24 protein-coding genes are annotated in these 26,656 nt (G+C 73.2%); 14 read left to right on the top strand and 10 right to left on the bottom strand.

Annotated features, from left to right (window positions below; all coding sequences use genetic code 11):
* Positions 1-72: 72 nt before the first annotated feature.
* Positions 73-1,923 (top strand): alpha/beta hydrolase-fold protein, encoded by a 1,851-nt coding sequence (locus tag ACQP2F_RS18615; protein ID WP_433305640.1) that lies wholly within the window; start codon positions 73-75, stop codon positions 1,921-1,923.
* Positions 1,924-1,939: 16 nt separating this feature from the next.
* Here ACQP2F_RS18615 and ACQP2F_RS18610 read toward each other — a convergent pair whose 3' ends face one another.
* The 4 genes from ACQP2F_RS18610 to ACQP2F_RS18595 form a co-directional block, all read right to left on the bottom strand.
* On the bottom strand, positions 1,940-2,704 hold the full coding sequence (locus ACQP2F_RS18610; protein ID WP_433305638.1) for a DUF899 family protein: 765 nt from the start codon (positions 2,702-2,704) through the stop codon (positions 1,940-1,942).
* Between the two features lie 85 nt (positions 2,705-2,789).
* Positions 2,790-4,175, bottom strand: coding sequence for an FAD-dependent monooxygenase (locus ACQP2F_RS18605; protein ID WP_433307555.1), 1,386 nt, complete (start codon positions 4,173-4,175; stop codon positions 2,790-2,792).
* 151 nt (positions 4,176-4,326) lie between these two features.
* A complete protein-coding gene (locus tag ACQP2F_RS18600) occupies positions 4,327-5,175 on the bottom strand; it encodes a carbon-nitrogen hydrolase family protein (protein ID WP_433305635.1) in 849 nt (282 codons plus the stop codon).
* A 59-nt stretch (positions 5,176-5,234) separates the two neighbouring features.
* Entirely contained in the window at positions 5,235-6,800 is a 1,566-nt protein-coding gene (locus ACQP2F_RS18595; protein ID WP_433305633.1) for an alpha-amylase, read from the bottom strand.
* A 151-nt stretch (positions 6,801-6,951) separates the two neighbouring features.
* Between ACQP2F_RS18595 and ACQP2F_RS18590 the strand changes: the two genes are divergently transcribed.
* Entirely contained in the window at positions 6,952-7,446 is a 495-nt protein-coding gene (locus ACQP2F_RS18590) for an NUDIX hydrolase (RefSeq protein ID WP_433305631.1), read from the top strand.
* Between the two features lie 150 nt (positions 7,447-7,596).
* Positions 7,597-8,751 (top strand): alpha/beta hydrolase family protein, encoded by a 1,155-nt coding sequence (locus ACQP2F_RS18585; RefSeq protein ID WP_433305629.1) that lies wholly within the window; start codon positions 7,597-7,599, stop codon positions 8,749-8,751.
* 32 nt (positions 8,752-8,783) lie between these two features.
* Here ACQP2F_RS18585 and ACQP2F_RS18580 read toward each other — a convergent pair whose 3' ends face one another.
* Positions 8,784-9,704 carry a LysR family transcriptional regulator gene (locus tag ACQP2F_RS18580; RefSeq protein ID WP_433305627.1) on the bottom strand — a complete coding sequence of 307 codons (921 nt, stop codon included), beginning with the start codon at positions 9,702-9,704 and terminating at the stop codon, positions 8,784-8,786.
* 89 nt (positions 9,705-9,793) lie between these two features.
* On the opposite strand from ACQP2F_RS18580, the gene ACQP2F_RS18575 reads away from it, so the two are divergent.
* The 6 genes from ACQP2F_RS18575 (at position 9,794) to ACQP2F_RS18550 (ending at position 14,691) form a co-directional block, all read left to right on the top strand.
* Positions 9,794-11,062 (top strand): MFS transporter, encoded by a 1,269-nt coding sequence (locus tag ACQP2F_RS18575; RefSeq protein WP_433305625.1) that lies wholly within the window; start codon positions 9,794-9,796, stop codon positions 11,060-11,062.
* A 70-nt stretch (positions 11,063-11,132) separates the two neighbouring features.
* Positions 11,133-11,561: a pyridoxamine 5'-phosphate oxidase family protein gene (locus ACQP2F_RS18570; RefSeq protein WP_433305623.1), complete on the top strand. Its 429-nt coding sequence runs from the start codon at positions 11,133-11,135 to the stop codon at positions 11,559-11,561.
* 10 nt (positions 11,562-11,571) lie between these two features.
* Positions 11,572-12,444, top strand: a complete 873-nt coding sequence (locus ACQP2F_RS18565) for an arginase family protein (protein ID WP_433305622.1) — start codon at positions 11,572-11,574, stop codon at positions 12,442-12,444.
* A gap of 82 nt (positions 12,445-12,526) precedes the next feature.
* Positions 12,527-12,850 (top strand): plasmid stabilization protein, encoded by a 324-nt coding sequence (locus ACQP2F_RS18560; RefSeq protein WP_433305620.1) that lies wholly within the window; start codon positions 12,527-12,529, stop codon positions 12,848-12,850.
* Positions 12,851-12,895: 45 nt separating this feature from the next.
* Positions 12,896-13,972 carry an NAD-dependent epimerase/dehydratase family protein gene (locus tag ACQP2F_RS18555; protein WP_433305618.1) on the top strand — a complete coding sequence of 359 codons (1,077 nt, stop codon included), beginning with the start codon at positions 12,896-12,898 and terminating at the stop codon, positions 13,970-13,972.
* 5 nt (positions 13,973-13,977) lie between these two features.
* The gene (locus ACQP2F_RS18550; RefSeq protein WP_433305617.1) at positions 13,978-14,691 is read left to right on the top strand and encodes a DUF72 domain-containing protein; all 714 of its coding nucleotides are present in this window, start codon (positions 13,978-13,980) and stop codon (positions 14,689-14,691) included.
* On the opposite strand, the gene nagA is transcribed toward ACQP2F_RS18550, so the two are convergent.
* Positions 14,669-15,829 (bottom strand): N-acetylglucosamine-6-phosphate deacetylase, encoded by a 1,161-nt coding sequence (nagA, locus tag ACQP2F_RS18545; protein WP_433305614.1) that lies wholly within the window; start codon positions 15,827-15,829, stop codon positions 14,669-14,671. The genes ACQP2F_RS18550 and nagA overlap by 23 nt on opposite strands.
* 93 nt (positions 15,830-15,922) lie before the next feature.
* Here nagA and ACQP2F_RS18540 point away from each other — a divergent pair, with 93 nt between their 5' ends.
* Positions 15,923-18,193, top strand: coding sequence for a putative bifunctional diguanylate cyclase/phosphodiesterase (locus tag ACQP2F_RS18540; RefSeq protein WP_433305612.1), 2,271 nt, complete (start codon positions 15,923-15,925; stop codon positions 18,191-18,193).
* Here ACQP2F_RS18540 and ACQP2F_RS18535 read toward each other — a convergent pair.
* Positions 18,190-18,939 carry an AraC family transcriptional regulator gene (locus tag ACQP2F_RS18535; RefSeq protein ID WP_433305610.1) on the bottom strand — a complete coding sequence of 250 codons (750 nt, stop codon included), beginning with the start codon at positions 18,937-18,939 and terminating at the stop codon, positions 18,190-18,192. The genes ACQP2F_RS18540 and ACQP2F_RS18535 overlap by 4 nt on opposite strands.
* Before the next feature lie 54 nt (positions 18,940-18,993).
* On the opposite strand from ACQP2F_RS18535, the gene ACQP2F_RS18530 reads away from it, so the two are divergent.
* Positions 18,994-19,920, top strand: coding sequence for a zinc-binding dehydrogenase (locus tag ACQP2F_RS18530; RefSeq protein ID WP_433305608.1), 927 nt, complete (start codon positions 18,994-18,996; stop codon positions 19,918-19,920).
* On the opposite strand, the gene ACQP2F_RS18525 is transcribed toward ACQP2F_RS18530, so the two are convergent.
* Positions 19,909-20,994: a sigma-70 family RNA polymerase sigma factor gene (locus tag ACQP2F_RS18525; protein ID WP_433305606.1), complete on the bottom strand. Its 1,086-nt coding sequence runs from the start codon at positions 20,992-20,994 to the stop codon at positions 19,909-19,911. The two genes, ACQP2F_RS18530 and ACQP2F_RS18525, sit on opposite strands and share 12 nt — an antisense overlap.
* A gap of 80 nt (positions 20,995-21,074) precedes the next feature.
* Between ACQP2F_RS18525 and ACQP2F_RS18520 the strand changes: the two genes are divergently transcribed.
* On the top strand, positions 21,075-22,259 hold the full coding sequence (locus tag ACQP2F_RS18520; protein ID WP_433305604.1) for a zinc-dependent alcohol dehydrogenase: 1,185 nt from the start codon (positions 21,075-21,077) through the stop codon (positions 22,257-22,259).
* Between the two features lie 47 nt (positions 22,260-22,306).
* Here ACQP2F_RS18520 and ACQP2F_RS18515 read toward each other — a convergent pair whose 3' ends face one another.
* Positions 22,307-23,512 (bottom strand): helix-turn-helix domain-containing protein, encoded by a 1,206-nt coding sequence (locus ACQP2F_RS18515; RefSeq protein ID WP_433305602.1) that lies wholly within the window; start codon positions 23,510-23,512, stop codon positions 22,307-22,309.
* Positions 23,513-23,704: 192 nt separating this feature from the next.
* Between ACQP2F_RS18515 and ACQP2F_RS18510 the strand changes: the two genes are divergently transcribed.
* A complete protein-coding gene (locus ACQP2F_RS18510) occupies positions 23,705-24,124 on the top strand; it encodes a YciI family protein (RefSeq protein ID WP_433305600.1) in 420 nt (139 codons plus the stop codon).
* 42 nt (positions 24,125-24,166) lie between these two features.
* Entirely contained in the window at positions 24,167-25,429 is a 1,263-nt protein-coding gene (locus ACQP2F_RS18505; protein WP_433305598.1) for an RNA polymerase sigma factor, read from the top strand.
* On the opposite strand, the gene ligD is transcribed toward ACQP2F_RS18505, so the two are convergent.
* Positions 25,416-26,573 carry a non-homologous end-joining DNA ligase gene (gene ligD / locus ACQP2F_RS18500; RefSeq protein WP_433305596.1) on the bottom strand — a complete coding sequence of 386 codons (1,158 nt, stop codon included), beginning with the start codon at positions 26,571-26,573 and terminating at the stop codon, positions 25,416-25,418. The genes ACQP2F_RS18505 and ligD overlap by 14 nt on opposite strands.
* Positions 26,574-26,656 lie beyond the last annotated feature (83 nt).

The raw sequence follows: 26,656 nt of genomic DNA, 5'->3' as shown, positions 1-26,656 counted from the left end.
CGAGGGCCCGCCGCCCGGATCGGCCTTATGGTCTTCGATGGAGGACCGAAGGCGGCGACAAGGAGACAGATCATGGCGGCAGGGCAGGGCGGGTTCAGCCGGCGCTTGGTGTTGACCGGGTCGCTGGCCTCGGCGGGCGGCCTGGTGACCATGGCCGATGCCGGCGCGGCCGAGGCGGGCGGGCGGTCCGGCCCGGATTTCTCGCTCACGCTGGCCCCGGGGACGTACCGCGGCGCCGGCCGGGCCTTCGTGATCATCGCCCGCGCGTCGGATCTGAGCCCGGACGCGCCGGAGCCCCGCGACAACCTGCAGGACCTCGAGCCGCTCACGGTGCCGTTCTTCGGCCTGGACGTGGCGCACGCCGTGCCCGGACGGCCGATCCACCTCCATTCCGGCGCCGGGGTGGTCGGCTACCCGCTCGCCCGGCTCGCGGACATCCCGGCCGGCGACTACGTGGTGCAGGCGTTCTTCTGCACGTACGAGACCAACCGTCGCTCGGACGGCTCGGTCGTCCAGGTGCACTGGCCGCAGGGTGACGGCGGCGACATCTGGCACTCACCCGGCAACGTCTACTCCACGCCGCGTACCGTCCATCTGACCGGCCGCGCGCAGACCGTACGCCTGACGCTCGACCAGGTCATCGGCCCGATCGGCACGATCCCGCCCGGCGGCACCGGCCAGCAGGGCAACCCGGCCGACTCGGCCCACGTCAAGCACCTGAAGATCCGCTCGGCGCTGCTGAGCCGCTTCTGGGGCCGCGACGTCTATCTCGGCGCCGACATCCTGCTGCCGGCCGGCTACGACCTGCCCGCCAACCGCCACGTCCGGTACCCCATGGAGCTGATCGCGCGCCACTTCCCGCGCGCCAACCCGCACCGCTTCGACGAGGCGCTCGGCGACGACTTCTCCCGGTGGTGGATGTCGGCGGACGCGGCCCGGTTCATCTCGGTGCAGGTGCGCAGCGAGAACCCGTTCTACGACGACTCCTACCACGTGAACTCCGCCAATCTGGGCCCGTACGGCGACGCGATCAACTACGAGCTCATCCCGGCCGTCGACCGGTCGTTCCGGACCATCGGGAAGCGCTGGGGCCGGGTCGTGGGCGGCGGGTCGACCGGCGGGTGGATCGCCGCGGCGTCGCTCGTGCTCTACCCCGACGTCTACGCCGGGGCCTGGGCCGGGTTCCCGGACTCCCTGGACTTCCGCGCCCATCAGGTGATCGACATCTACGGCGACACCAACGCGTACGCCACTGGCAGCCCGTGGGTCTCGGTGCCACGGCCGGCGGCCCGCACGACCACCGGCGACACCTGGTGGACCAACGGGCAGGAGAACGCGTACGAGCGAGCGGTCGCCTCGCACGGCCGCAGCCAGGGACAGTGGGACATCTGGCAGGCCGTCTTCGGTCCGCAGGGCCGGGACGGATACCCGGCGCCGATCTGGGACAAGCGCACCGGGGTCATCGACCACACCGTGGCCGGCTACTGGAAGAAGCACTTCGACCTCTCGTCGATCGTCGCGGCCGACTGGGCGAGGCTCGGGCCGAAGATCGCCGGCCGGCTGCACGTCTACGTCGGCACCGAGGACACGTACTTCCTCAACAACGGTGTCGCGTACTTCGAGCAGCGGACCGGCGCTCTCACCGCACCGGCGCCCGACTTCCAGTTCCTGTACGGCGTGAGCCAGCCGCACGGGTGGACCCCGGTCACCGACCAGGAGCTGTTGACCACGATGGCCGACTTCATCGCCCGGCACGCGCCGCACGGCACCGACGTCAGTGGCTGGCGTGGCCGGGAACAGCCGCCGCGGATCATGCTCACCCGCGGCCGGCAGGTCGTGGACGAGGGCGTCGACGCCACCCTGCCCGCGGCCCTCACGAGCTCCGGCCTGGTCTCCCCCGCGGTGCCGGACCAGATGCGGTAGGCGCCGCGGGCCGGGCTCAATGATGTGCGCCGGTCCGGCCCAGGGTCGTCTCCGGCGTCACTCCCGGGCGAGTCCACTGCGGCGCCGGGCGGCTCGTCGGGCCCCAGGTGGCCTTGCCGTCCGCGTCCGTCCGCCAGTACCAGCACGGCTCCCCGCCCTCGGGCCACCCCTCCGGGCTGACCTGCCAGGCCTCCCGTCGCCCGTACGGCGTCATGTCGAGCAGGGCGAACGACCCGCTGGCCGGCTCGGTGCCCCGGCCGGTCGTGCGGTAGGTGAGGAACACGCGCTCGCCGTCGCGCAGGAAGCAGCTGAACCAGCCCATGTCGCCGCCGATCGGCTCCGGCGCGTCGCGCACCGAGTACCACGGCGAGTCGTAGCCCATGAACTCCACGAAGGCGGCCACCTCATCCCACCGCCCCGGCGTGAGCACGGCGAACGACACCCCGCGCGCGTTGAGGTAGGTGGCGTCGCGCAGATGCCAGGCCGACTCCGTGCAACCCTCGCACTGCCCCTGGTGCGGCGCGCCGTCGTACCACATGTGCTGGTAGACGAGCAGCTCGTCGCGGCCCTGGAAGAGATCGCGGAACGGCACCGGACCGTCCGCGCCGACGACCTCGACGCCACCGTCGATCTCGGCCATCGGCAGCCGCCGCCGCGCCGCGGCGATCGCGTCGCCCTCGCGGGTGTGCGCCTTCTCCCGGATCAGCAACTCGTCCCGGGCCGCCTGCCAGGCGTCCATGCCGACGATGGGCGGCCGCCCGGGAAGTTCGTTCGTGGTCATCGCTGACTCCCTTCTGTCCTGGAGAAGTCGAAGCTGTCGTTCCGGCTTCGACATCGTGACGTTCTTCGGGCGACGGCGTGCCGCCTCAGCGGGGCGCGCCGAACCAGCGGGACAGGTGCTCGGTGAGGGTGCGCTGATCGTCTCCGATCCAAGCGACGTGACCGTCGGGGCGGAGCAGGACGGCGGGCGCGTCGAGGTCGGCGCTCATGTCGGTCACCAGGTCGACGCGGTCGGCCCAGGGGTCCACCGCGAGGTTGCCGGTCCGGTCCAGCAGCAGTCCCTTGCCGTGGCGCATCAGCTCGTACAGGCGTCCGGTCTTCAGCGGCAGGTCCGGCAGCCGGCGGCCGAGCGGCTCCGGGCCGGGGCCGAAGTCGTACCGGATGCCGGTCGCCGTGATCTTCTCGGTCAGGAACCGGTTCACGTCGTCGAAGTCCAGCAGTTGCGCGAAGAGCCGCCGTACCGCCTGCGGTCCCGGCTCGGTGGAGATGAGGACGGCCTGCGCCCGGGTCAGGTCGAGCACGTCGGCCGCCACCGGGCGACGCTCCGCCTCGTAGGTGGCCAGCAGGTCGTCGCGGGCCCAGCCGGCGACCGCGGCCCCCAGTTTCCAGCCGAGGTTGAACGAATCCTGGATGCCGAGGTTGAGCCCCTGCCCGCCCAGGGGCGGATGGACGTGCGCCGCGTCCCCGGCGAGCAGGACCCGACCGGCCCGGTAGCGCTCGGCCAGCCTGGTGGCGTCGTTGAACCGGGACAGCCACCGGGGCGAGTGCACGCCGAAGTCGGTGCCGGCGATTGCCACCATCCGCTGCCGCAACTCCTCGAGCGTCGGCGGCACCGCGCGGTCGTCAGCCACCTGCGCGGCGGGTACGACCACCCGCCAGCCCCCGTAGCCGGTGGGCCCGACGCCGAAGCCCAGCTGCGTTCGGCGGATCTCGGCCACGGTCGAGGCGATCCGCTCCGGCGCCTCGGTCGCCTCCACCTCGCCGAGCAGCCACTCGGTCTGCGCGGCCTCGCCGGGGAAGCCGATGCCGAGCAGCTTGCGGACCGTGCTGCGGCCCCCGTCGCAGCCGACCAGATATCGCGAGCGCACCCGCGTCCCGTCGGCGAGTGCCACGGTCACGCCGTCGTCGTCCTGGCTCAGGCCGGCGAGCGCGCATCCGCGGCGGATCCGCGCCCCCGACTCGGCGGCATGCTCCTCCAGCAACCGATCGGTGACGGTCTGCGGCATGCCGATCAGGTACGGATACGCCGTGTCCAGCCCCGGCGGCGCGGGCTTCGGAATCCCGGCGAACGACCCGGCCGCCGGGTGACGGGTGCCGGCCGCCAGAAACCGCTCCAGCAAGCCACGCTGGTCCAGCACCTCGACACTGCGCACGTGCAGGCCCAGCGAACGGACAAGCTTCTTCGGCTGCGCATCCTGCTCGACCACCAGCACGGTCGCGCCCTGAAGGCGCAACTCGGCCGCCAGCATCATGCCGGTCGGCCCCCCGCCGGCGACCACGACGTCGGCTCCGAATTCTGCATCATTCACCGGGCGATTCTGCGAGGTCACCCGCCTCTTGCCGCAAGACCGGGGGTGCGATATACGTTGAATATGGCCGGTTCCGTACGGTCGCGGCGCCGGCTCAGAGGCAGGTTCGGTCGGTGCTGCGCGGATCGTCGACCCGGGCGGCGCTGTAAAGGTGGCCGGCGCGGGCGGTCTCGCGCCACGGGCGGGCCTTGTTCAGCGCGATGTCGAGCGTGGGGTCGGTGCGGTCGAGGTCGACGCAGATGACTTCGGAGCGGTCCGTCCGCGCCCGCTCCAGCACATGCCCGTGCGGGCCCACCACCGCCGACGGCCCGGCCGGCGCGCACGTGGTCGGCACCGCAATGCTCACCCACAACCCGTTGGTGGCGGCGTGGCCGCGGGCGATGACCTCGAAGATCGGATCCTCGGAGTACGTCGAGAAGAGCACACAGTCCACCCCGAGTGCCCGCTGCTGCATCCACAGCTCGGGAAAGTTGACCTCGATGCACAGCAGGCAGCCGAACCGGAAGCCGTCCACCTCGAACGTGCAGACGTGGTCACCGGGCGTGTAGAAGCCGGTGATCTCGGAATGCGACAGCCACCGCTTGTCGTAGCGGTCGGTGAGCTCCCCACGATCGCTGATCACCCAGAGTGAGTTGTGCGGCCGATGCTCGCCGGACAACCGGTGATTGCCGCCCACCACCGCCCAGACGCCGAGCTGCGCCGCCAATGCCATGGTGGCCCGCAGCTCGGCGGCGACCGGCGCCCAATCGATGCGCCACCCGGTGTAGTACGCCTTCGCGGGGCCGGCGTAGCCGGACAACGCGCCCTCGCTGAAGTGGACCAGGCGTGCTCCCCGGTCAGCGGCCCGGCGCAGCGCGGCGCGGATCACCGGGCCGTTCACGGCCGGGTCGGTGGTCACTTCGGTCTGCGCGACGGCTATCCGGATCTTCCCCGCGGCGGCCACGGCAGCACCGTACCCCGTGCGGATCCCCCGGCGGGCGGCGCCCGCCGGGGGACGCCGGCTCAGCGATGGACCAGGGTTCCGCCGTAGAACGCGACGGCGTCCTTGGCCGGGACCGTGACCACGGCGAGGCCGTTCCTGCCGACCACCACGGTCGGGCCGGTGCAGTGCCCGTTCCGGAAGTCACCGTGGATGATGTCGCAGTACGTTCCCGCCTTCAGCCCGGTCGGGAAGGTGTGGGTCTGCGCGGTCGTCTCGTTGTTGATCGCGATCCAGCCCCGGTTGCCGCGGCTGAAGGCGATCAGGTTCGTGCCGTCGTCGAACCAGTTGGCGACCGGGGCGTGACCAGCGCTGACGAAGTTGTGGAAGCCGACCATGTTGGCCACGCCGGTGTACCGGTCGACGCACACCCAGCCGCTGCCGCAGTTGGTGTCGGTGATCATGCCGTTGGCGTCCGACGGCGGGGAGTCGTCCGGCGTGTTCCAGGCGAAACCGGCGTACACCTGGACCCGCCCATATCCGTACGCGAGAAGGAACTCGTTCGCGATCGTGTTGGTCGCGCCGTCCTTGTAGTTCAGGGCGTCGCCGTTGCGCTCGGTGTCGTGGTTCTGCACGAACGCCAGCACCTTGTCGCCCGGCGGCAGCCCGGCACTCTCGCCGAACACCTTCAGGTCACCGATGTTGCCGTCGTTGGGCGGGCTGTTGTAGCTCTTGAACGCGTTCTTGAGCTGGACGTCCACGTCGAGCCCGAGCACGCTGCCCTGTCCGAGGAACGCGAACTGCGAGAGCCGGCCGGGGCCACCGGGGAAAACTTCGAGGGCGATGTACGGCCGGGTGCCGTCGACGGTGTTGTGCAGCCGCGCCTCGATCGCCGCCAGGTCGGCCTGGCCGATGTGCTTGGCCGCGTCGACCCGGAACCCCGACACGCCGTACGCGATGAGCTTGTTGAGGTAGTCGGCCAGGGTGCTCCGCACATAGGCCGTCTCGGTCCGCAGGTCGGAGAGCCCGACGAGCTCACACTTGAAGACCTGGGTGTAGTCGTTGAAGTCGTCGATGCCGCCGGTGGTCGGGCAGCCGGCGCCGGGGTGGTGGAAGTTGCCGAAGCCGTAGAGGCCCGGGTACTCGTACTTGGTGAAATCCACGCCGCCGTACGAGGTGTGGCCCTGCCCGGTCATGTGGTTGATGACCGTGTCCACGTACACCTTGACGCCCGCGCCGCGGCAGGTGTCCACCATGTCCTTGAACTGCGTCTCGTCGCCCATCCGGCTGGTCAGGTGGTAGTCCACCGGCTGGTAGACCTCCCACCACGGGTGCAGGACCGTGTCGCTCCCGTTCCCCAGTTCGGTGCGCTTGACCGAGTCCTGCGGAGGAGAGACCTGTACGCCGCCGTACCCCTTCGGGCCGAGGACGGTGACACACTCGTTGGCCACCGACTTCCAGTTCCACTCGAAGAGGTTCGCGATCACGTCGCCGCTCTTGCGCGCCGCCGAGCCCCCGTTGTCACCCTTGCCGCCGGCCGGTCCCGGACCCACGAGGGCGACGCCGGCCGCCGGGATCAGTGCCGCCACGAGCACGCTCGCGAACACCAGCGCCGTGCGGGTCGAGGGCCGTCGAAGGAGATGTCCCATCCATCCTCCTGGAGGTGACGCGCGCCCGGACCGGTCGCGCGAGAGAGGAAAGTGCTGGTCGTGGGAACACTAGCCCGGCGGTAACAAGAAGGTAACCCACCGTTCACATGCCCGGCTGACGGGACCGGGCTCATCGTCGAGAATGCCCGGTGTGTCATCGCTGAACGTGCGCCGCGCGGCCCGCGCCATCATCCTGACCGACGACGACCATGTCCTGCTCTGTCGGCACACCCCGTTCGAACCATCGGGACGAGCGGTATGGGCGGCGCCCGGCGGACGCATCGAGAGCGGTGAGACGCCCCTCGCCGCTCTCCGCCGGGAGCTGCGGGAAGAGGTGGGACTCGCCCTCGACCACGACCCACCGCATGTGTGGCACCGGGATGTCGTCGCGCCGGAATACCTGCCGGGCTACGACCGGGCGGTCAGCGACTACTTCCTCGTGCGCACCACCATGTTCGTGCCACGCGGCACCTTCTCCGACGACGAGCTCGCCGCCGAGAACATCGGGGAGGTGCGCTGGTGGACGCTGCCGGAGCTGGCCGGCTACCGCGGCCCGGACCTGTTCGGGCCACGGGACCTGGCCACCCACCTGGCGGCGCTGATCACCCACGGTGTCCCGGCCACACCGACACCGCTCGGGCCGTGAACCCTCGCCCTCGGCAGTTCTGCACCTTTCGATGTACGCCGTACTCCTGCGTCATACCCAGGTCTTACTACCGTGGTCCGATGTGCTCCCACCCGCCGGCCGCCTAGCGTCTGCTGCGCCGGAAGGTTCATCGAACGGGGGAGGAACATCATGAGCTTGTCGCGCAGAGGTCTGCTCGGCGCCGCGCTCGCGGCCGGGGTCACCGTGCCGTTCGCCGGGGTGGCCCGCGGTGTCGCGGCGGCCGCACCGCCGCGCCTGACGCTGCCACGGCCGACCGGGCCGCTCCCGGTCGGCACGACGCGGCTGCACCTGGTCGACCGCTCCCGGTCCTACCAGGGGCGGCCGCGGGAGCTGATGGCCGCGTTGTGGTACCCGGTCCGGCACACCGCCCACCTGCCGGTCGAGCCGTGGATGGACGCCGTCCCGCTGCGCCTGCTGCTGGCGTCGGCCGACTTCGACCCCGAGGCGGTGCGGGCGCCCTTCACCGCGGGGCGGGTCGGCGCGCCGGTGCTGCCCGCCCGCGAGCGGCTGCCCCTGGTCGTCTACTCGCACGGGGCGCACGACCACCGCTCGGAGACCACGATCATCGCCCAGGAGCTGGCCAGTCACGGGTACGTGGTGGCCACCGTGGATCACACGTATGACGCGTTCACCGAGTTCCCGGACGGGCGGGTGCTGGCCCCGGTTCGGGACCCGGTGATGCTGCCGCCCGACTTCGCCGCCGACGCCGGGTTCCTGATCGACCAGCTGGAGCTGATCGCCCGCGGGCACAACCCGGACGCCGACCGCCGACCGCTGCCGGCGGGCCTGGGTGCGGCGCTCGACCTGCGACGGGTCGGCATGTACGGGCACTCCAAGGGCGGCACCGCGACCGCCCTGTTGATGGGCTCCGACCCGCGGGTGCGGGCGGGCCTGATCCTGGACGGCCCGATGGTGTCCGACCCGCCGCCGCGGACCGATCTGAACCGCCCGGTCATGCTGATGACCGCCCAGTTCACCCGGGCCGAGGAGCCGGTCGCCGAGTTCTGGTCGCACCTGCGCGGGTGGCGGCTCGACATCCGGGCCGACGGCGCCCTGCACCCGTCCTACACCGACTACCAGACGCTCTACGCCCAGGTCGCCCCGATCGTCGGCATGACCGAGGAGGCGCTGCGCGGCGCGATCGGCACCCTCCCGCCGGACCGCGCCGTGCGGATCCAGCAGGCGTACCCGCTGGCCTTCTTCGACCAGCACCTGCGCCACCGCCGGAGCCGTCTGCTGGAGGGGGTCAGCGAGGCGTTCCCCGAGGTGCGCTTCATCCCGTAGGCGTCGCCGGCACGCGGGGGGGAAGCCGATCGCTACGCCCAGTCCGGCAGCCAGACCGGCGAGCCGGGTGAACCGCGCCGGGCCATCAGGTAGTCCGTCAGCTGCGCGAGCGTCGGATGCGGATTGGCCTCCCGCCGGATCAGCGACATCGGGTAGACCGGCGCCGGGTCCCGCACCGGGATGCGGCGCAGGTCGTAGCTGTCCGGCCAGAGGTAGCGCGACCGCTCGCCGACCAGGGTGGCCAGGTCGGCCGAGTCGGCGATCTCGGCCAGCAGGGCCTCCGGGCCGAAGACCGGGCCGACCCGGTCGATGGTGAGCCCGAAGGCGGCGGCGAGCTGGTCGTAGTAGTCCGACCACTCGGTGCCGGCGGCCATGCCGGGCATCCAGATCGGGTGCCCGGCCAGCCCGGCGGGCGTGACGGAGCCGGCGGCGGCGAGCGGGTGGCGGGGGCCGACGAGCAGCTGGTGCCGCTCGTCGATGACCCGGGCGGCCACCACCCCGTCCGGCAGCCGGTGGGTGACGGCGTGGAACGTCGCGTCGATCGTGCCGGCCGCGACCGCCTCGGTGGCCGCGTCGACGTCCGCGTCCAGCAGCGTCACCACGTCGAGGTCGACGCCGGGATGCGCGCGGTAGAAGTCCTGCAGCGCCACGCTCGGTGCGGTCCGCCGGCTGTGCACGTCGACCCGCAGCGCGCGCCGGCCGGGCCGCACCGAGGCGTCCGCGCGCCGCTCCACCCGCAGCAGCTCGCGGGCGTGCGGCAGGAAGGCCTGGCCGTCGATGGTGAGCCGGGCGCCGCGGGCGGTGCGGGCGAACAGGCGGACCTCGAGGTCCTTCTCCAGCGCGGCGATCCGCTTCGAGACCGCCTGCTGGGTGATCGCCAGGGCGGACGCGGCCTCCTGGAACTGGCCCGCGTCGGCGACGGCGACGAAGGTGCGGACGGCGTCGAGATCCATGCGGCACACCATGCCAGACAACGTACGGTTGTGGCTCGCCGCCGGGACGGTTGTTTGATCCCCGCCGCCGGCCCTGCTTCGATCGCCGGATGTCGCGACGATCGCTCGGCCGGCCGTTCGGCTGGCTGTGGGCCTCCTACACGGTCAGCGCCTACGGCTCGGGCCTCGGCTTCGGCGCGCTCCCGCTGCTCGCGGTGCTGGTCGTGCACGCCGAACCGGCCCAGGTGTCGGCGCTGGCGGCGATCGGCCCGGCGGTCGGGGCGCTGATCGCGCTGCCGCTCGGGCCGTGGGTGGAGTTCCGGCGCAAGCGGTCGGTGATGGTGGGGACGGACCTCGCGCGCTTCGCCGCGATGATGACGATCCCCCTCGCGTACACGCTGGATTGTCTCTCCTTCACCCAACTGCTGGTTGTGTCGGCCGTCGTCGCGACCGCCAAGATCGCGTTCAACGCGGCCAGCGGCGCCTACCTCAGGACGCTGGTCCACCCGGCCGACCTGCTCGTGGCCAACGCCCGCTTCGAGTCGGCGAACTGGAGCTCGATCGCGGTCGGGCCGCCGCTGGGCGGGGCGGCGATCGGCCTGTTCGGACCGGTCACCACCGTGCTCGCCGACGCGGTCAGCTACCTGCTCTCGGCGCTCGGCATCGCCGTCATCCGGCACCGCGAGGAGCGCACGCCGCGCGCCACCGGCCGGATCGGCGAGGAACGCACGCCGCGCGCCGCCGGCCGGATCCGCCCCGGCGACGTGCTCGACGGCTGGCGGCACATCTTCGGCCATCCGAACCTGCGCCGTCTCTACCTGAACAACCTGCTGGTGAGCGGTCTCATCATGGCCACCGAGCCGCTGCTGGCGGTGCTGATGCTGGGCACGCTCGGCTACCCGCCCTGGCAGTACGGCCTGGCCTTCGCCGCGCCCTGCCTCGGCGGACTGATCGGCTCGCGCCTGGCCCGCCACGTGGTGGCCCGCCACGGCCGCGACCGGGTCCTGCGCGTGGCCGGCACGCTGCGCGCGATCTGGCTGATCGGCCTGGTCTTCCTGCGACCCGGCGGGCCCGGGCTGCTCACCGTGATCGCGGTCGAGCTCGCCATCGTCATCGGCATGAGCCTGTACACGCCGGTGCTGGCCACGTACCGCCTGGAGCAGACGCCGCGGGAGCTGGCCGCCCGCATGCTGACCGCCTGGTCGATCGGCGGCAGCGCGTCGATCGCCGGGCTCAGCGCTCTCTTCGGCGTGCTCGCCGGCTTCGTCGGCCCCCGGGCGGCGATCGGGGTCGCCGGCCTGCTCATCCTGGCAAGCCCGGCGCTGCTCCCCCGCCGCATCGTCGCCGGCGAGCCGGAGGCGGCCAGAATCACCTCATGACCGATGAACAAGCCCTGCACGCGTCGATGTGGGACACCGTCCCCCGGCTGCTCGCCGAGAACGGTACCTGGTGCTCGCCACCGCCGACGACGACGGCCGCCCGTGGGCGACGCCGGTCTTCTACGCGCCCGACGGCGAGCGCCGGGTCGTCTGGGTGTCCACGCCGGACAGCCGGCACTCGCGGAACATCGCGGCCCGCCCGGAGGTGGCGATCACCGTGTTCGACTCGCACGCGCCGGTCGGCGGGGCCGAGGCGGTCTACCTGGAGGCGACCGCCGGCCCGGGCGCGGGCGACGACGCGGAGCTCGATCTGCTCAACGCACGGCTCCCGGACCATCAGCGGCTCGGCCCGGACGACCTCGAGCCGGCCGGGCCGCTGCGGGTCTACCAGGCGGTGGTGACCCGGCATTTCGTGCTGGTCCGGGGCGGCGACGCCCGGTTCGAGAACGTCACCGACGCCCGGCTCGCGGTCACCCCGCCGGCCCGGGACAGCGGGTAGAACGGTAGGCATGACTTCGACCTTGCGCCTGATCTGGCCGCAGTGGCAGGGCGCCGGCACCTCCAGCGTCCGCGAGCTCGCGCCCGAGTTCCCGTTCGACGTGGCCCGCCGTGGCTATGCGGTCGGCTCGGCGGTGCTGGCCGCCGTGCTGCCCGCGCACGACGGGCCGACGGCCGCGGTGCCGGTCGCGATGGACGACACCGGCCTGGCGCTGCGCGACGGCATCGAGGCCAAGGACGTCGTGGTCACCCAGCTCGGCGAGGCGCTGGCCGTCATCCGCGAGCACGACCCGGAGCGGATCGTCACGCTCGGCGGCGAGTGCGCGGTCAGCGTCGCGCCGTTCGCCTCGCTGGCCGCCCGCTACGGCGACGACCTGGCGATCGTGTGGATCGACTCGCACCCCGACCTCGGCACGCCGGCCAGCGACTACCCGGGCTTCCACGCGATGGCGCTCGGGGCGCTGACCGGGCACGGCGATCGCGAGGTGCTGGGCCTGCTGCCGGCCACGGTCCCGGCGGCCCGGGTCGCGGTGGCCGGGCTGCACGCCTGGAACGAACAGGAGCACGGCAACCTCGACGCGTGGGGCGTGCACGACTTCGCGCCGGCCGATCTGCGTACGACATCGCAGCCGTTGCTCGACTGGCTCGCGGGAACCGGCTGCTCGAAGGTCGCCCTCCACTTCGATGTCGGCACCATCGACAGCAACGAGATCGTGCTCGGGCTGGGCGCCGAGGCCGACGGGCTCACCGGCGCCCAGGCGCGACGGGTGGTCGCCGACCTCAGCGCGGCCGCCGACGTGGTCGGACTGACCATCGCCGAGTTCATCCCACGCCAGGTCATGCACCTGCGGCAGCTGCTGGCCGGGTTTCCGCTGCTGGGCTGAGCCGAGGTTTGCCCGGTTACCGCCCGGGAATCTTCTTCGATGACGACCGCGAATCGCGGAACGACCACGAAGGAGGTGCGCCATGCCGGCAGGTTCCAGCCCGAAGCGGGAGCGGCAGTACGAGCACATCAAGGAGAGCGTGGAGCAGCGCGGCGGCTCGGAGAAACGGGCCAAGGAGATCGCGGCGCGCACGGTCAACAAGGAGCGGGCCCGCGCCGGGGAGTCGAAGACGGCCAGCCGGTCCTCGATCGAGGACGTCTCCTCCGGGCACCGCGGCGGCAAGCGCTCGCACACCGGCGCCAAGGGCCGCACCAAGGAGCAGCTCTACAACGAGGCGAAGAAGCGCAACATCGAGGGCCGCTCGTCGATGACGAAGGCGCAGCTGGAGAAGGCGCTCGCCCGCTGAGGGAACCCGGCGGTTCGAACGCGGATCGCCGGGTAAGCGACAAGCATGCGCGTAGTGATCGTCGGAGCGACGGGAAACGCGGGAACGGCCCTGCTGCGCCGCCTGCGTACGGAGTCCGATCTCGAGATCGCCGGAGTGGCCCGGCGGCTGCCCGAGGCGACCGGCGTCTACCAGGGCGTCGAGTGGCACGCGGTGGACGTCGGCGAGGACGGGGCGGCCGAGCGGCTCACCGACGTCTTCCGCGGCGCCGGCGCCGTGGTCAACCTGGCCTGGCAGATCCAGCCCAGCCACGACCAGCGGCGGCTCTTCCGCACCAACGTGCTCGGCGCGGCCGCGGTCGCCCAGGCCGCCCTGCGGGCCGGGGTCGACGCGCTGGTGCAGGCCTCCTCGGTCGGGGTCTACTCCCCCGGCCCCAAGTGCGACTACGTCACCGAGGACTATCCGCGCCGGGGCGTGCGGGCCTCGTCGTACAGCCGGCACAAGGCCCTGGTGGAGCGGATGCTCGACGAGGTCGAGGCCGACCACCCGGCCATGCGGGTGGTCCGGGTGCGCCCCGGCCTGATCTTCCAGCGCGAGGCGGCGACCGAGATCGCCCGGTACTTCGCCGGCCCGCTGCTGCCGGTTCAGCTGTTGCGTCCCCAGCGGGTGCCGCTGATCCCCGCCCACCCGCGGCTGCGGCTGCAGGCGGTGCACGCCGATGACGTGGCCGACGCGTACGCCCGGATCGTGCTCTCCGACGCGCGGGGCGCGTACAACGTGGCGGCCGGCCCGGTGCTCGACCCGCGCTTGGCGGCGGAGATCTTCCATGGCGTACGCGTGCCCGTGCCCGGCTTCGCCCTGACCGGCGCCGCCGCGCTCACCTGGTGGCTGCGGCTGCAACCGATCGACGCCGGCTGGGTGCACCTGGCCCTCGCCGCGCCGCTGCTGTGGAGCGGCCGGGCCACCGACGAGCTCGGCTGGCGGCCCCGCCACGACGCGGTGTCGGCCCTGCGCGAGCTGGTCGCCGGGATGGCCGAGCGGGCGCACGCGCCGAGCCCGCCGCTCTCCGGCGACCCGGGGGCGCCCGGCCGCCCGGCGGGTCTGCTGCGCGGGCGGCTGCCCGGCACCGGCAACCCGTACTGACCGGCATGACGCCGGTCCGGGTGGGCCTGTGCGGGGCGAGCATGGCCCTGACGTCGTACGCGGAACGCTTCCGGGTGCTGGAGGTGCAGCAGACGTTCTACGAGCCGCCCCGCGAGGCGACGCTGAAGCGGTGGCGAGCCGATGTTCCGTCGTCCTTCGAGTTCACCGTCAAGGCGTGGCAGCTGATCACGCACGAGGCGAAGAGCCCGACGTACCGGCGGCTGCGCACCCCGCTGAGCACCGCGGAGCGCGCCGAGGCCGGCGGCTTCCGCTGGACGCCGGTCGTCGAGCGCGCCTGGGAGACCACGCTCGGCTGCGCCGCGATCCTGGAGGCCACGGCGATCCTGCTGCAGTGCCCGGCCAGCTTCCGCCCGAGCGAGGACGCCATCGCGCGGTTACGGGAGTTCCTGTCCCGGGCCCGCCGGCCGGTCGGGGTCCAGCTGGTGTGGGAGCCGCGCGGCCCGTGGCCGGACGAGGTCGTTCGCGCTCTGTGCGAGGAGCTGAACCTGACCCACGCCGCCGACCCGTTCCTGCGCCGCAGCCTGACGCCGACGGCCTACTACCGGTTGCACGGCATCACCGGAGCACGGCACGAGTACACCGAGGCCGAGCTCGCCGAGCTGGCCGGCATCGTCGGCGCCGGCCCGGCGTACGTGATGTTCAACAACATCCCCCGCGCCGCCGACGCCCAGCGGTTCAGTCAGCTGGTGCGGGGATGAGCCCGTGCGCGGGCCGGCCGTCGGCCAGGACCTCGCGCACCCGGAGGTCGTCGTCGAGGACGACCACGTCGGCGGCCTTGCCGGGGGCGAGGCTGCCGGTGCGGTCGGCGAGGCCGAGCAGCGCGGCCGGGGTGGTGGCCGCGGACCGGGCGACGTCGATGACGGGCAGGCCGGTGACGCGGACCGCGTGCCGCACGGCGGCATCCATGGTGAGGGTGCTGCCGGCCAGGGTGCCGTCGGTGAGGCGGACGCTGCCGCCCTCGGCCACGACCGGCACCGGGCCGAGAAGATAGCGACCGCCGGTCATCCCGGCGGCGGGGGTCGCGTCGGTGACGAAGGCGATGCGGTCCGGGCCCGCGGCCTGGACCGCGATGCGTACGGCGTCGTCGTGGACGTGGATGCCGTCGTTGATGATCTCGCAGGTGACGGCCGGGTCGGCCAGGGCCGCGCCGGCCGGGCCCGGTTCGCGGTGGTGGAACTGCCGCATCGCGTTGAACAGATGGGTGGCCAGCCGGGCGCCACCGGCGAACGCGTCACGCGCCTGGACGTACGTCGCCTCGGTGTGCCCGACGGCCGCGATCGCGCCGGCCTCGACCACCTGGCCGAGCAGGTCCATCCCGCCGGGCAGCTCGGGCGCGAGCGTGACGACGCGGATGTGGCCGCGACCGGCGTCCAGGAGCCGCCGCAGCGCCGCCGGGTCGGGCGCGAGCAGGAACTCCTGGTGGTGCGAGCCGCGCTTGGCCGGGTTGAGGAACGGGCCCTCGAGGTGGATGCCGGCGATGCCGGGCTCGCCGGCATCGATCAGGGCGGCGATGGTGGTGACGGCGGCGACCATGCGGTCCAGCCGGTCGGTGACCAGGCTGGCCAGCGTACGCGTGGTGCCGTGCCGCCGGTGGAAGGCGACCGCCCGCCGGATCTCGGCCGGGTCGTCGGTGGTGATCTGCGCCCCGCCGCCGCCGTGCATGTGCAGATCGACGAAGCCGGGCAGCAGCCACCCGCCGGCCAGGTCGACCAGCCGCCCGCCGGACGGTGGACGGCCCCGGCCCACGGCCCGGATCAGGCCACCGGCGATGGTCAGCCAACCCGGATCGAGAACGGCCGCGGGCGTGACGACCCGGCATCCGGTCAAGGTGAGCACGGTCGCACCCTAGCGACTCGCCGCTGACCGCTCAGGTCGGCGCTCCGGCTGCCGACAGGTCAGTGGTTGGCCCGCCCACGCCCGGAAGGCTCCATGACCCCCTGGAGAGCGCTCGCGCGTGACCCGCTGCTGCGGTTCCTCGCGCTCTGGTCGCTGCTCGCCGTGGTGCTGCTCGTCGCCGCGTCCGGCGACGCCGGGCGCCAGGCGCAGATCCTGTGGGTGGCGCAACCGCCGATGGACCTCGTCTTCGCCTGGTGCTCGTGGCGCGTGCAGGCCGGCACCGGCGGCGCCACCCGGCGGTTCTGGCGGGTCATGGCCGCGGCCGCCGCCCTGTTCGTGGTCGGCGACAGCATTCAGGCCGTGCAGTCGCTGGCCGACCCGGCCGGCGCGCTGACGGCCGGCCTGACCCAGTCCGCGCTGCTCGCGGTCGGCCAGCTGGCGGTCACCGTCACCATGCTGACCCACCCGGTCGCCGACCGCGGCCGCACCCGGCTGGCGCGCTGGCTCGACTCGGCCACCGTCCTGGTCGGCGGCACCATCGTGGCCTGCTGTTTCATCGCCGGCCCGTCGGGGCGGCCGGCGGCGGCGCCGATGGCGGCCGGGATCGTCGCGGCCGTCGCCGCGTTCGCCGCGGTCAAGATGGTCCTCTCCGGCAACGGGCCGATGCACCGGGCCGCCGCGGCGCCGATGGTCGCGGCCGCGCTGCTGCTCGGCGCCGGGCTGCTCGTCATCCCGATGAACGACCAGGCGTCCACGGTGATGGTGGCCGTGCAACTGCTGGCCTCGCCGTTGATCGCGGCCGGCCCCCGGATCCAGCAGCTGCTCCTGCGCGACGCGGCGAAACCGTTCGGGCCGCGACGCCGCAAACCGTACAGTCTCGCCCCGTACGCCTCGGTGATCGTGGTCTTCCTGGCCCTGGTCATCACCCTGCCGGACGGCGCGAGCACCCGTGTGTGGATCTCGGTGGCCGGCGCGATCGCCGTGGTCGCGCTGGTCGTCGCCCGGCAGCTGGTCGCGTTCCAGGACAACGCCGCACTCATCGACGAGCTGCGCCGGCACGAGACGCGGCTGCGGGACCAGGCGCTCTACGACGGGCTCACCAAGCTGGCCAACCGGGTGCACTTCGCCGACGAGGTGGCCGGGGCGATGGCGGCGGGCCCGGTGTCGCTGCTGCTCGTCGACCTCGACCACTTCAAGACCGTGAACGACACCATGGGCCACGCCACCGGCGACGCGCTGCTGGTCGAGGTGGCCGGCCGCCTGCGCTCCGCGGTGCGGGAGACCGACCTGGTGGCGCGCCTGGGCGGCGACGAGTTCGCGGTGCTGGTGACCGGCGGCGATGCGGACGGCACCGCCGAGCGGATCGTGGCCGAGCTGGGCCGGCCGTTCCCGCTGCTGCACAACGACGCGACCGTGGGCTGCTCGGTCGGCGTGGCCGGCAGCGACGGCGCGAAGAGCCAGACCGAGCTGATGAGCCATGCCGACATCGCCATGTACGAGGCGAAGTCGCGCGGCCGGGCGACCTGGGTCCGGTACACCCCCGCGCTCGGTGGCCGGATCCGCCGTACCGCCGACCTCGCCGCCCGGATGCGCGACGCCCTCGACTCCGACCAGTTCCGCCTGGTGTTCCAGCCGATCGTCCGGCTCGGCGGCGGGGACCTGGTCGGGGCCGAGACGCTGCTGCGCTGGCACGCCGGGCCCGAGCTGGGCACGGTGCCGCCGGACGAGTTCATCCCGATCGCCGAGGAGAGCGGGCTGATCGTGCCGCTCGGCCGCCGGGTGCTGCGCGAGGCCTGCCGGCAGCTGGCCGCGTGGCGGCGCGAGTTCCCGGCCGCGGCCGGCATGCGGATCGGCGTCAACGTGGCCGGCCGGCAGCTGCGCGAGCCCGGTTTCGTGGGCGAGGTCCGCGAGGCCCTGGCCGAGGCCGGGCTGACCGGCGACAGCCTGACCATCGAGGTCACCGAGAGCGCGGTCTTCGACGACGACGCGGCCGTGAGCGCCCTGCACGACCTGCGGTCGCTGGGCATCGCGGTGGCGCTCGACGACTTCGGCACCGCCGCGTCGTCGCTGGGCCTGCTGCTGACCTGCCCGGTGACGGCGCTGAAGCTGGACCGCTCGTTCGTCCGCGAGATCACCACCGAGGCCCGGCCGATGGCGGTCGCCCACGCGGTGAGCCAGATCTCGGCGGCGCTGCAGTTCGGATCGGTGGCCGAGGGCATCGAGACGCCGGCCCAGGCGGCCCTGCTGCGCGAGATGGGCTATCAGTACGGGCAGGGTTTCCTCTGGTCACGGCCGGTGCCCGGCGACGAGTTCGCGGCCGGCTGGCTCACCGCCCGCGAAGAGGTGGGCGCGATCCCCGGTTAGCCGCCGGCGCGGTGGCGGCCCGGGGTGGTGCCGACGATGGCGGCGAACGCGGCGATGAAGTGGCTCGGGTTGGACCAGCCGCAGGCGTGCGCGACGCGGGTGGTGTCGTGGCCCTCGGCCAGCAGGACCAGCGCGTGGGCGATCCGCAGCTGGGTGCGCCACTCGTAGAAGGTCATGCCGAGCTCCGCGCGGAACAACCGGCTGAGCGTACGGGCGCCGGCCCCGGCCGCCTGTCCCAGGGCGGCCAGCGAGGCGTTGTCGGCCGGATCGGCGTCCAGGATCCGGGCCACCGCCCGCAACCGGTCGTCGCGCGGCTCGGGCAGGTGCAGGGGCTGCTCGCGAGCCTCCCGCAGCTCGTCGGCGAGCACCCGGTGCAGGCGCGCCCGGGCGGCCCGGTCCCGGTGGCGGCCGCCGGTGAGCGCCAGCAGTACCTCGCGGGCCAGGTCGGAGGTAGCGAACACCGTCGGCCGCTCCGGCATGCGGCGGGCGAGCCCGGCCGGCAGGAAGACGATCCGCATGTCGGTGTCGCCGTGCGCGCGGTGGTGGTGGGTGGACCCGGCCGGGATCCAGGCGACCCGGTTGGCAGGAACGATCGACGTGCCGCGCTCGGTGTGCACGGCCAGGACGCCGCTCGCCGCGTACACCAGATGGCCGCGCGGATGGGTATGGGCCGCGCTCGCGCCGCCCGACGGCCACAGGTGCACGCCGCCGGACGGCCAGATCCGGGATTGGCGGGCTATGGGCATGACTTGGCATCGTACCGGTGGGCGGCCAGGGGCTCGCCCGGCGACGGTGAAGGCATGACGACGATGCGTGCGGCGGTCTGTGTGCGGGCCGGCGGCCCCGAGGTCCTTGAGATGCGGGAGCTGCCGGTGCCGGCGGTGCGGGACGGCTGGAGCCTGGTGCGGGTACGCGGCGCCGGCCTGAACCGGTCGGAGCTGCGCACCCGGCAGGGGCACTCGCCGGACGTCCGGTTTCCCCGGGTGCTGGGCATCGAGTGCGTGGGCACGGTGGCCGCCTCGAGCGATCCGGCGCTGCCGGAGGGCACGACCGTGGCGGCGGTGATGGGCGAGATGGGCCGGCAGTTCGACGGCGGCTACGCCGAGTTCGCGCTGTTGCCGAACGCGCTGCTCATGCCCCTCACCACGAGACTGCCGTGGGCGGTGCTGGCGGCGCTGCCCGAGACCTTCCTGACGGCGCGAGGCGCGCTCGACACGCTGGCGATGGCGGCCGGCGACCGGCTGCTGATCCGGGGCGGCACGTCGTCGGTGGGGCGGGCCGCGGCGTCGCTCGCCACGGCGGCGGGCATCGAGGTCTGGGCCACGACGCGATCCCCGGCCAAGGCGGGCGGACGCATCCTTCTCGAGGGTGAGCCGCTGCCGGAACAGCCGACCCACGTGCTCGACCTGGTCGGGGCCCGTACGGTCGCCGACTCGCTGCGGCTGGTGCGCCGGGGCGGGACGGTGTGCGTGGCGGGCTCGCTGAGCGGCTGGCTGATCGACGGCTTCGAGCCGATCGCGATGATCCCGTCCGGGACCCGGCTCACGGCCTTTCACAGCGACAACCTCAAGGGCGCCACGGCGGTGCTGCAGCGGATCGTCGGCCAGGTGGAGGCGGGCGCCTGCCGGCCGCACGTCGACCGGGCGTTCGCCCTCGACGACGTGGTCGCCGCGCACCGGTACACGGAGGAGAACCGGGCGAGCGGGAAGGTGGTGCTACTGCCCTAGCAGGTCGCGCAGGCCGGTGGCGGCGGCGATCTGGGACGCGTACGGCTGAAGGCCCGTCACCCGCACCTCGGCGCCGCGCACCCGGGCCGCCTCGTGCACCGCCACCGGCACCCCGATGCCGGCCGCGTCGAGCAGCGGAACGCCGGAGAGGTCCACGACCAGGCGCTGCCCGGCGCGTACCACCGCCACCAGCTCGTCACGCAGGATGCCGGCGTTGTCCCGGTCGACCTCGCCGCGCACCCGCAGCCGGATGTCGTTGCCGTGCCAGGAGGTCCCGATGGTGAAGCGGTGCTCGGTGTGGTCGACGCCCGGCCACGGCGGAATGTCGTCGCCGAGCATCGCGTCCCGCAGCCAGGCCAGGGCCCGGGACAGCTGGCGGGACACGTGCATCTGCGAGATGCCGAGCTCGTCGGCGATCTCGGTCTGGCTGCGGTTGCCGTAGAAGCGCAGGGCCAGCATCCGCCGCTCACGGGCCGGCAGGTGGCAGATGAGACGCTCGACGGTGAGCCGGTCGTCGATGTGGCCGAGATCGGCGTCGAGCTCGCCGAGCAGGTCGCCGACCTCCCGCGACTCGTAGCCCTCGGCCGGCGCGTTGAGCGAGCCGGGCGAGTACGCGGCCGAGACCGACCGGGCGTCGCGCACGTCCTCCACGTCGATGGCCATCCGGGCCGCGACCTCGTCGTCGGTGGGGCGGCGGGACAGCTCGGCGGTGAGATCCCGGGTCGCCTGGCCCACCTCGAGCATCAGGTTCTGCAGGCGGCGGGTCACGTGCATGCCCCAGCCGTGGTTGCGGAAGTGCCGCTTGATCTCGCCGGTGATGGTGATGATGGCGTACGCGGTGAACGAGCCGCGCTCCGGGTCGAACCGGTTGACCGCCTTGACCAGCCCGAGCCGGGCGACCTGTTCGAGGTCCTCGGCCGGCTCGCCGCGACCGCCGAAGCGCCGCGCCAGCCGGCCGGCCAGCGGCAGGCACCGGCCGACGAACTCGTCCCGCAGCCGCTCCCGTCGCCGCTCGCCGGCGTCGGCGAGGGCGGCCAGATACAGGTCAGCGGCCTGGTCCAGGTCCTCAGTCATCAACACATACCCACACTTGCCCGAGGACAACAGCCGCAAACACCGGAATAACCGGTCCGCTCCCGGGCACGGATGAGGTCATGAGAGCTTTGACATGGCAGGGCACCGGCAAGGTCTCGGTGGAGACGGTGCCGGACCCGCAGATCCAGGAGCCGACCGACGCCGTCGTGCGCATCACCTCGACCGCCATCTGCGGCTCCGACCTGCACCTTTACGACGTGCTCGGGATGTTCCTCGACCCCGGCGACATCCTCGGGCACGAGCCGATGGGCATCGTCGAAGAGGTCGGTCCGGAGGTCACCCACATCAAGCCCGGCGACCGGGTGGTGATCCCGTTCAACATCTCCTGTGGCCGGTGCTGGATGTGCTCGCGCGGCTACTTCGCCCAGTGCGAGACCACCCAGGTCAAGGACCAGCACAAGGGCGCCGCGCTGTTCGGCTACACGAAGCTCTACGGTCAGGTGCCGGGCGGGCAGGCCGAGTACCTGCGGGTGCCGCAGGCCCACTTCGGGCCGGTCAAGGTGCCCGACGGCATCCCCGACGAGCGCTTCCTCTTCCTCTCCGACGTGCTCACCACGTCGTGGCAGGCGGCCCGGTACGCCGACATCCAGCCCGGCGACACCGTCTTCGTGACCGGGCTCGGCCCGATCGGCCAGATGACCGCCCGCATCGCCCGCCACCTCGGCGCCGAACGGGTCATCGCCTCCGACAACGTGCCCGAGCGGCTGGCCATGGCCGCCCGCCACGGCATCGAGGTGCTGGACCAGTCCGAGGTCGACGACGTGCCGGCGGCAGTCCTGGAGATGACCGGCGGCCGCGGCGCCGACGGTGTGGTCGAGTCGGTCGGCATGGAGGCGCACGGCTCGCCGGTGCAGGCGGCGGCGGTGAAGGCGGCCGGCAAGCTGCCCGACGCGCTCGCCCGCAAGGCCATCGACACCTTCGGCATCGACCGGATGGCCGCGCTCACCGACGCTTTCGGCGCGGTCCGCCGCGCCGGCACGGTCTCGATCATCGGCGTGTACGGCGGGCAGGCCGACCCGATGCCGATGATGGACCTCTTCGACAAGGGCGTCACGCTGCGGATGGGCCAGGCCCACGTCAAGCGCTGGGTCGACGACATCGTCCCGCTGCTGACCGGCGACGACGACCCGCTCGGCGTCGACGACCTGGTGACGCACCGGTTGCCGCTCGAGGAGGCGCCGCACGCGTACGAGATCTTCAAGAACAAACAGGACGGTTGCATCAAGGTCGTCCTGAAGCCCTGACGCAGGTCCCTTCGTCGATCGGCTCCGCCGTCATCCGGCGGTGACGGTCAGGCCAGCCGCATCCGCTCGCCCAGGCCGCGCAGCTCGGCGCCGCCGGCCCGCCGCCGGGACCGGTCGAGCAGCACCCGGGTTGTGGCCGCCAGCTCGGCCGACGTGCGCACGTGCTGCGGGGCGATCCGCTCGGCGGTCAGCAGAAAGCGGATCGCCTCGCGGTCGCGGCCGCCGAGACGGGTCAGGGCCCGGGCGGTATCGGCGTAGTAGAAGACCTGCCGGACGCCGGCCTGGATCGCGGCCGGGTCGGTGCTCCGGGCGATCTCGATCACCGTGGCCGGGTCGCCCTCCTCGACCTCGATGCTCATCCGCCAGATGTTCACGTTGGTCGGGCCGAAGAACATGCCCAGCGTGGTCAGCTCGCCGGTGCGGCGGGCCAGCGTGGCCGCCTCGGCCAGCCAGTCCCGGCTGTCGTCCAGGCGCTGCCGGCACCGGCCGGCCATCGCGGCGACCAGGTGCAGCGAGCCGAGGATCTCGGCCCCGCCCGGACGGCCGAGATGCCGGCCAAGGTCGTCCACGGCCCGCTCGGCCAGCGTCTGGCCCCGCCGGTACGACCCGCAGGCGACCGCGGAGCGGGCCAGCGCGTACGCCGCGAAGCCGCGCAGCACCGGGTCGCCGGCCGCGTCCGCGGCGTCGCGGCACCGCTCGGCGGCCAGCCAGGCGTCGGCCGGGTGCCCGAGGCTGCGCAGCACCGAGGAGGCGACGTGGGTCGCCTCACAGAGCAGCCGCAGGGCCTCGAGGTGGTCCGGGCCGGCCGTCTCGGTGTGCAGGTCGCGCAGCAGGCCCGGCAGCAGCCGGGCAGCGCCGGCGTAGTCGCACGCGTTGTGCCGGGCGTCGGCCAGCGCGACGCCGCGGGCGAGCTCGGCCAGGGACGGCGCGTCCCCGGCCGGCGGCTCGGCGAGGTCGATGTCGATCAGAGCCCGGCGCAGCCCGGCGACGCCGGCCCGGGCGGCCGCGGTCGCCCGGTCGGCGGCCGGCGCCGCGACCCCGGCCAGATCGTCGGCGGCGCACTCCAGCGCCCCGGCGATGCCGGCCAGCATGAACCGGTTGTCGGCCGCCTGCAGCCCCCGTTCGATCCGGCTCCAGGTGGCATGCGAGACCCCGGCGCGGCTCGCGGCGTACCGCACGCTCCACCCTCGCAGCAGCCGGCGTGCGCGGATCCGCTCGCCGACCACCGGGTCGATACTCCGGCGTGAGGTCATGAGCCCGACGGTAATGCCCCCGGCCCGCGAAGTGGTTCGGCGCTGTACCACCGCTTGTGCGGGCTCGGTGGTCCGGCCGCGGAAAGATGGTCCGCGGGCCGGAAAATGTTCGGGAGGATGTCGAACGAGCCGTCCGCCGTTCGACGCGTTGGTGAGAACGCACCTGACAAGAGGAGAAACACAATGCGGTTCATGGTGATCACCAAGGCCACGGCGGACAGCGAGTCGGGCCGGCCGGTCAGCACCGACGAGATCGCCACGATGGGCGAGTTCATCCAGGAGATGATGGACGCCGGTGTGCTGCTGGCGGCCGAGGGCATCCACCCCAGCGCCAAGGGTGCCCGGATCTACTTCGACGGCGGGAAGAAGACCGTGGTGGACGGGCCGTTCGCCGAGACCAAGGAGCTGGTCGGCGGGTTCTTCCTGGTCGAGACGAAGTCGCTGGAGGAGTGCGTCGAGTGGTTCAAGCGCTGCCCGATCCAGCTCCCGAGCGGCGGGGAGGCGACGAACATCGAGATCCGGCAGGTCATCGGGGCCGACGACCTCGGCGAGAGCCTCACCCCCGAGCTGCGGGAGGCGGTCGAGAAGCGGGACGCGCAGGGCGTCTGGTAGTGATCGGTTGCCTCTGATCGCGCGGTGCGGTAGACGGGGTCGGTGACCCTTGACACCCACCGCGCGATCGAGGCGGTCTGGCGGATCGAGTCGCCGCGCCTCATCGCCGGGCTGGCCCGGCTCGTCCGCGACGTCGGCACGGCCGAGGAGCTGGCGCAGGACGCGCTGGTCGCGGCGCTGGAGCAGTGGCCGGCCCAGGGCGTGCCGGACAATCCGGGCGCGTGGCTGATGACCACGGCCAAGCGCCGGGCCATCGACCAGATCCGGCGCAACGAGACCCTCCGGCGCAAGGTCGAGGAGGTCGGCCGCGACCTCGAGGAGACCAGCCCGGACGTGGGCGCGATGGTGGCCGAGGACGACGGCATCGGCGACGACCTGCTGCGGCTGGTCTTCGTGGCCTGCCACCCGGTGCTGTCGACCGAGGCCCGCGCCGCGCTGACCCTGCGGCTGCTCGGCGGCCTGACCACCGACGAGATCGCCCGGGCCTTCCTGGTACCGGAGACGACCGTGGCGCAGCGGATCGTGCGGGCCAAGAAGACCCTGGCCGGCGCGAAGGTGCCGTTCGAGGTGCCGCGGGGTGACGAGCTCGCGACCCGGCTCTCCTCGGTGCTCGAAGTGATCTACCTGATCTTCAACGAAGGCTATTCGGCCACCGCCGGCGACGACTGGATGCGGCCGGGGCTGTGCGAGGACGCCCTGCGGCTGGGGCGGGTCCTGGCCCGGCTCACCCCGCGCGAGCCCGAGGTGCACGGCCTGGTGGCGCTCATGGAGATCCAGGCGTCCCGGTCGGCCGCCCGGACCGGGCCGGGCGGCGAGCCGATCCTGCTGGCCGACCAGAACCGGGCCCGCTGGGACCAGCTGCTGATCCGCCGCGGCCTGGCGGCGCTCGAGCGGGCGGAGGCGCTGGCCGGGGGCGAGCCGGGCCCGTACGTGCTGCAGGCCGCGATCTCCGCCTGCCATGCGCGCGCCCGCCGCTTCGCCGACACCGACTGGGAGCGCATCGCCCGGCTCTATGACCGGCTGGCCGAGACGTCGCCGTCGCCGGTGGTCGAGCTGAACCGGGCGGTGGCGCTGACCATGGCGTACGGGCCGGAGGCCGGGCTCGAGCTGCTGGACCAGCTGACGGCGCTGCCCGCCCTGAGCGGCTATCACCTGCTGCCCAGCGTGCGCGGTGACTTCCTGGTCAGGCTGGGCCGGCACGCCGAGGCGCGGGCCGAGTTCGAGCGGGCGGCGTCGATGACCCGCAACGAGCGGGAGCGGACCCTGCTGCTGGACCGGGCCGCCGCCTGCGTCACGCTTCCTTGAGGACGCGCAGGTCGATGCCGCGCCGGGCGAGCAGCTGCTCCACGCCGCCGATGTCGAGGCCCTCGACCACGTTGTCGCCGTGCCGGATGCGGAACGAGTCGACCCCGCTGCGGCTGACGACCTCGACCCGCCACTCGCCGTCCGGGGTGGTCATCGCGCCCTTCACCTCGGCGTCGGGCATCGTCGAACCCGACGCGCCGGGCATCGTCGCGGCCGACGGCGGGCGGTCCGGGCGCAGTCCCCGCCACGAGGCGTGCCGCAGCCGGCCGTCGGTGGTCCAGGTGCGGAAGGCGACCTCGCCCACCAGGTCGGGCTCCACCCAGCGGGCCTTGCGGGCGTGCTCGCGCGGCACCCCGCCGACCGGTGCCGTCTTCCGGCGGCGCGACTCCAGCTCGCCACGGAGATGACGCAGCATCGCGTCGGTGAAGCCGGTGCCGACCTGCCCGGCGTACACCAGATCGCCCTGGGAGTTCCGGATCCCCAGCAGCAGTGCCCCGAGCGTGCCGGTGCGACGGCCCTCGCCCTCCTCAAAACCGATGACCACGACTTCCTGGGTACGGATGAGAGGCACCTTGGTCCAGTCGGCCGACCGCTTGCCGGGGCGGTACGGCGCCGCCAGCCGCTTGGCCACCACGCCCTCGAAGCCGGCCAGCTCCGACGCCCGCAGCACCGCCTGCCCGTGCGCCTCGGTGAAGGCCGTCGGCACCCGCACCGACGCGCCGCCCAGTCCTAGCCCGCGCAGCACCTCCCGGCGGCGCAGGTAGGGCTCGTCGAGCAGGCTCACCCCGTCGAGATACAGCAGGTCGAAGACGTAGTAGCGGACCGGCACCGAGCGCAACAGGGCCGCCGCCGGCGCCGCGACGTGCATGCGGCTCTGCAGGCGCGCGAACGACGGCCGGTCACCCTCGGCGAGCGCCACGATCTCGCCGTCGACGATCGCCTCCCGGCCGGCCAGCAGCTCCCCCACCTCGGCGAGCTCCGGATACGTACGGGTGAGGTCGTTGCCGTTGCGGCTGAGCACCCGCAGCTGCCCGTCGGTATAGGTGACCGCGCGGACACCGTCGTACTTGAACTCGAACGCCCAGCCCGCCCCGGTCGGCAGCCGGCCGGCGGTGGCCAGCATCGGCGGCACGAGATCGGGCATCACCGTGATCGACTACCCCGGACGAGTGACGTGATGCCGCTCGCCGCCGAACTACACGCCGGTAGTTATGGTTGCTGCTCGCC

This window comes from Actinoplanes sp. CA-030573, from assembly GCF_050951115.1.
Lineage (GTDB): Bacteria > Actinomycetota > Actinomycetes > Mycobacteriales > Micromonosporaceae > Actinoplanes.
The sequence above is the reverse complement of the archived record's forward strand: the minus strand, read 5'-3'. Positions and strand labels throughout refer to the sequence as shown.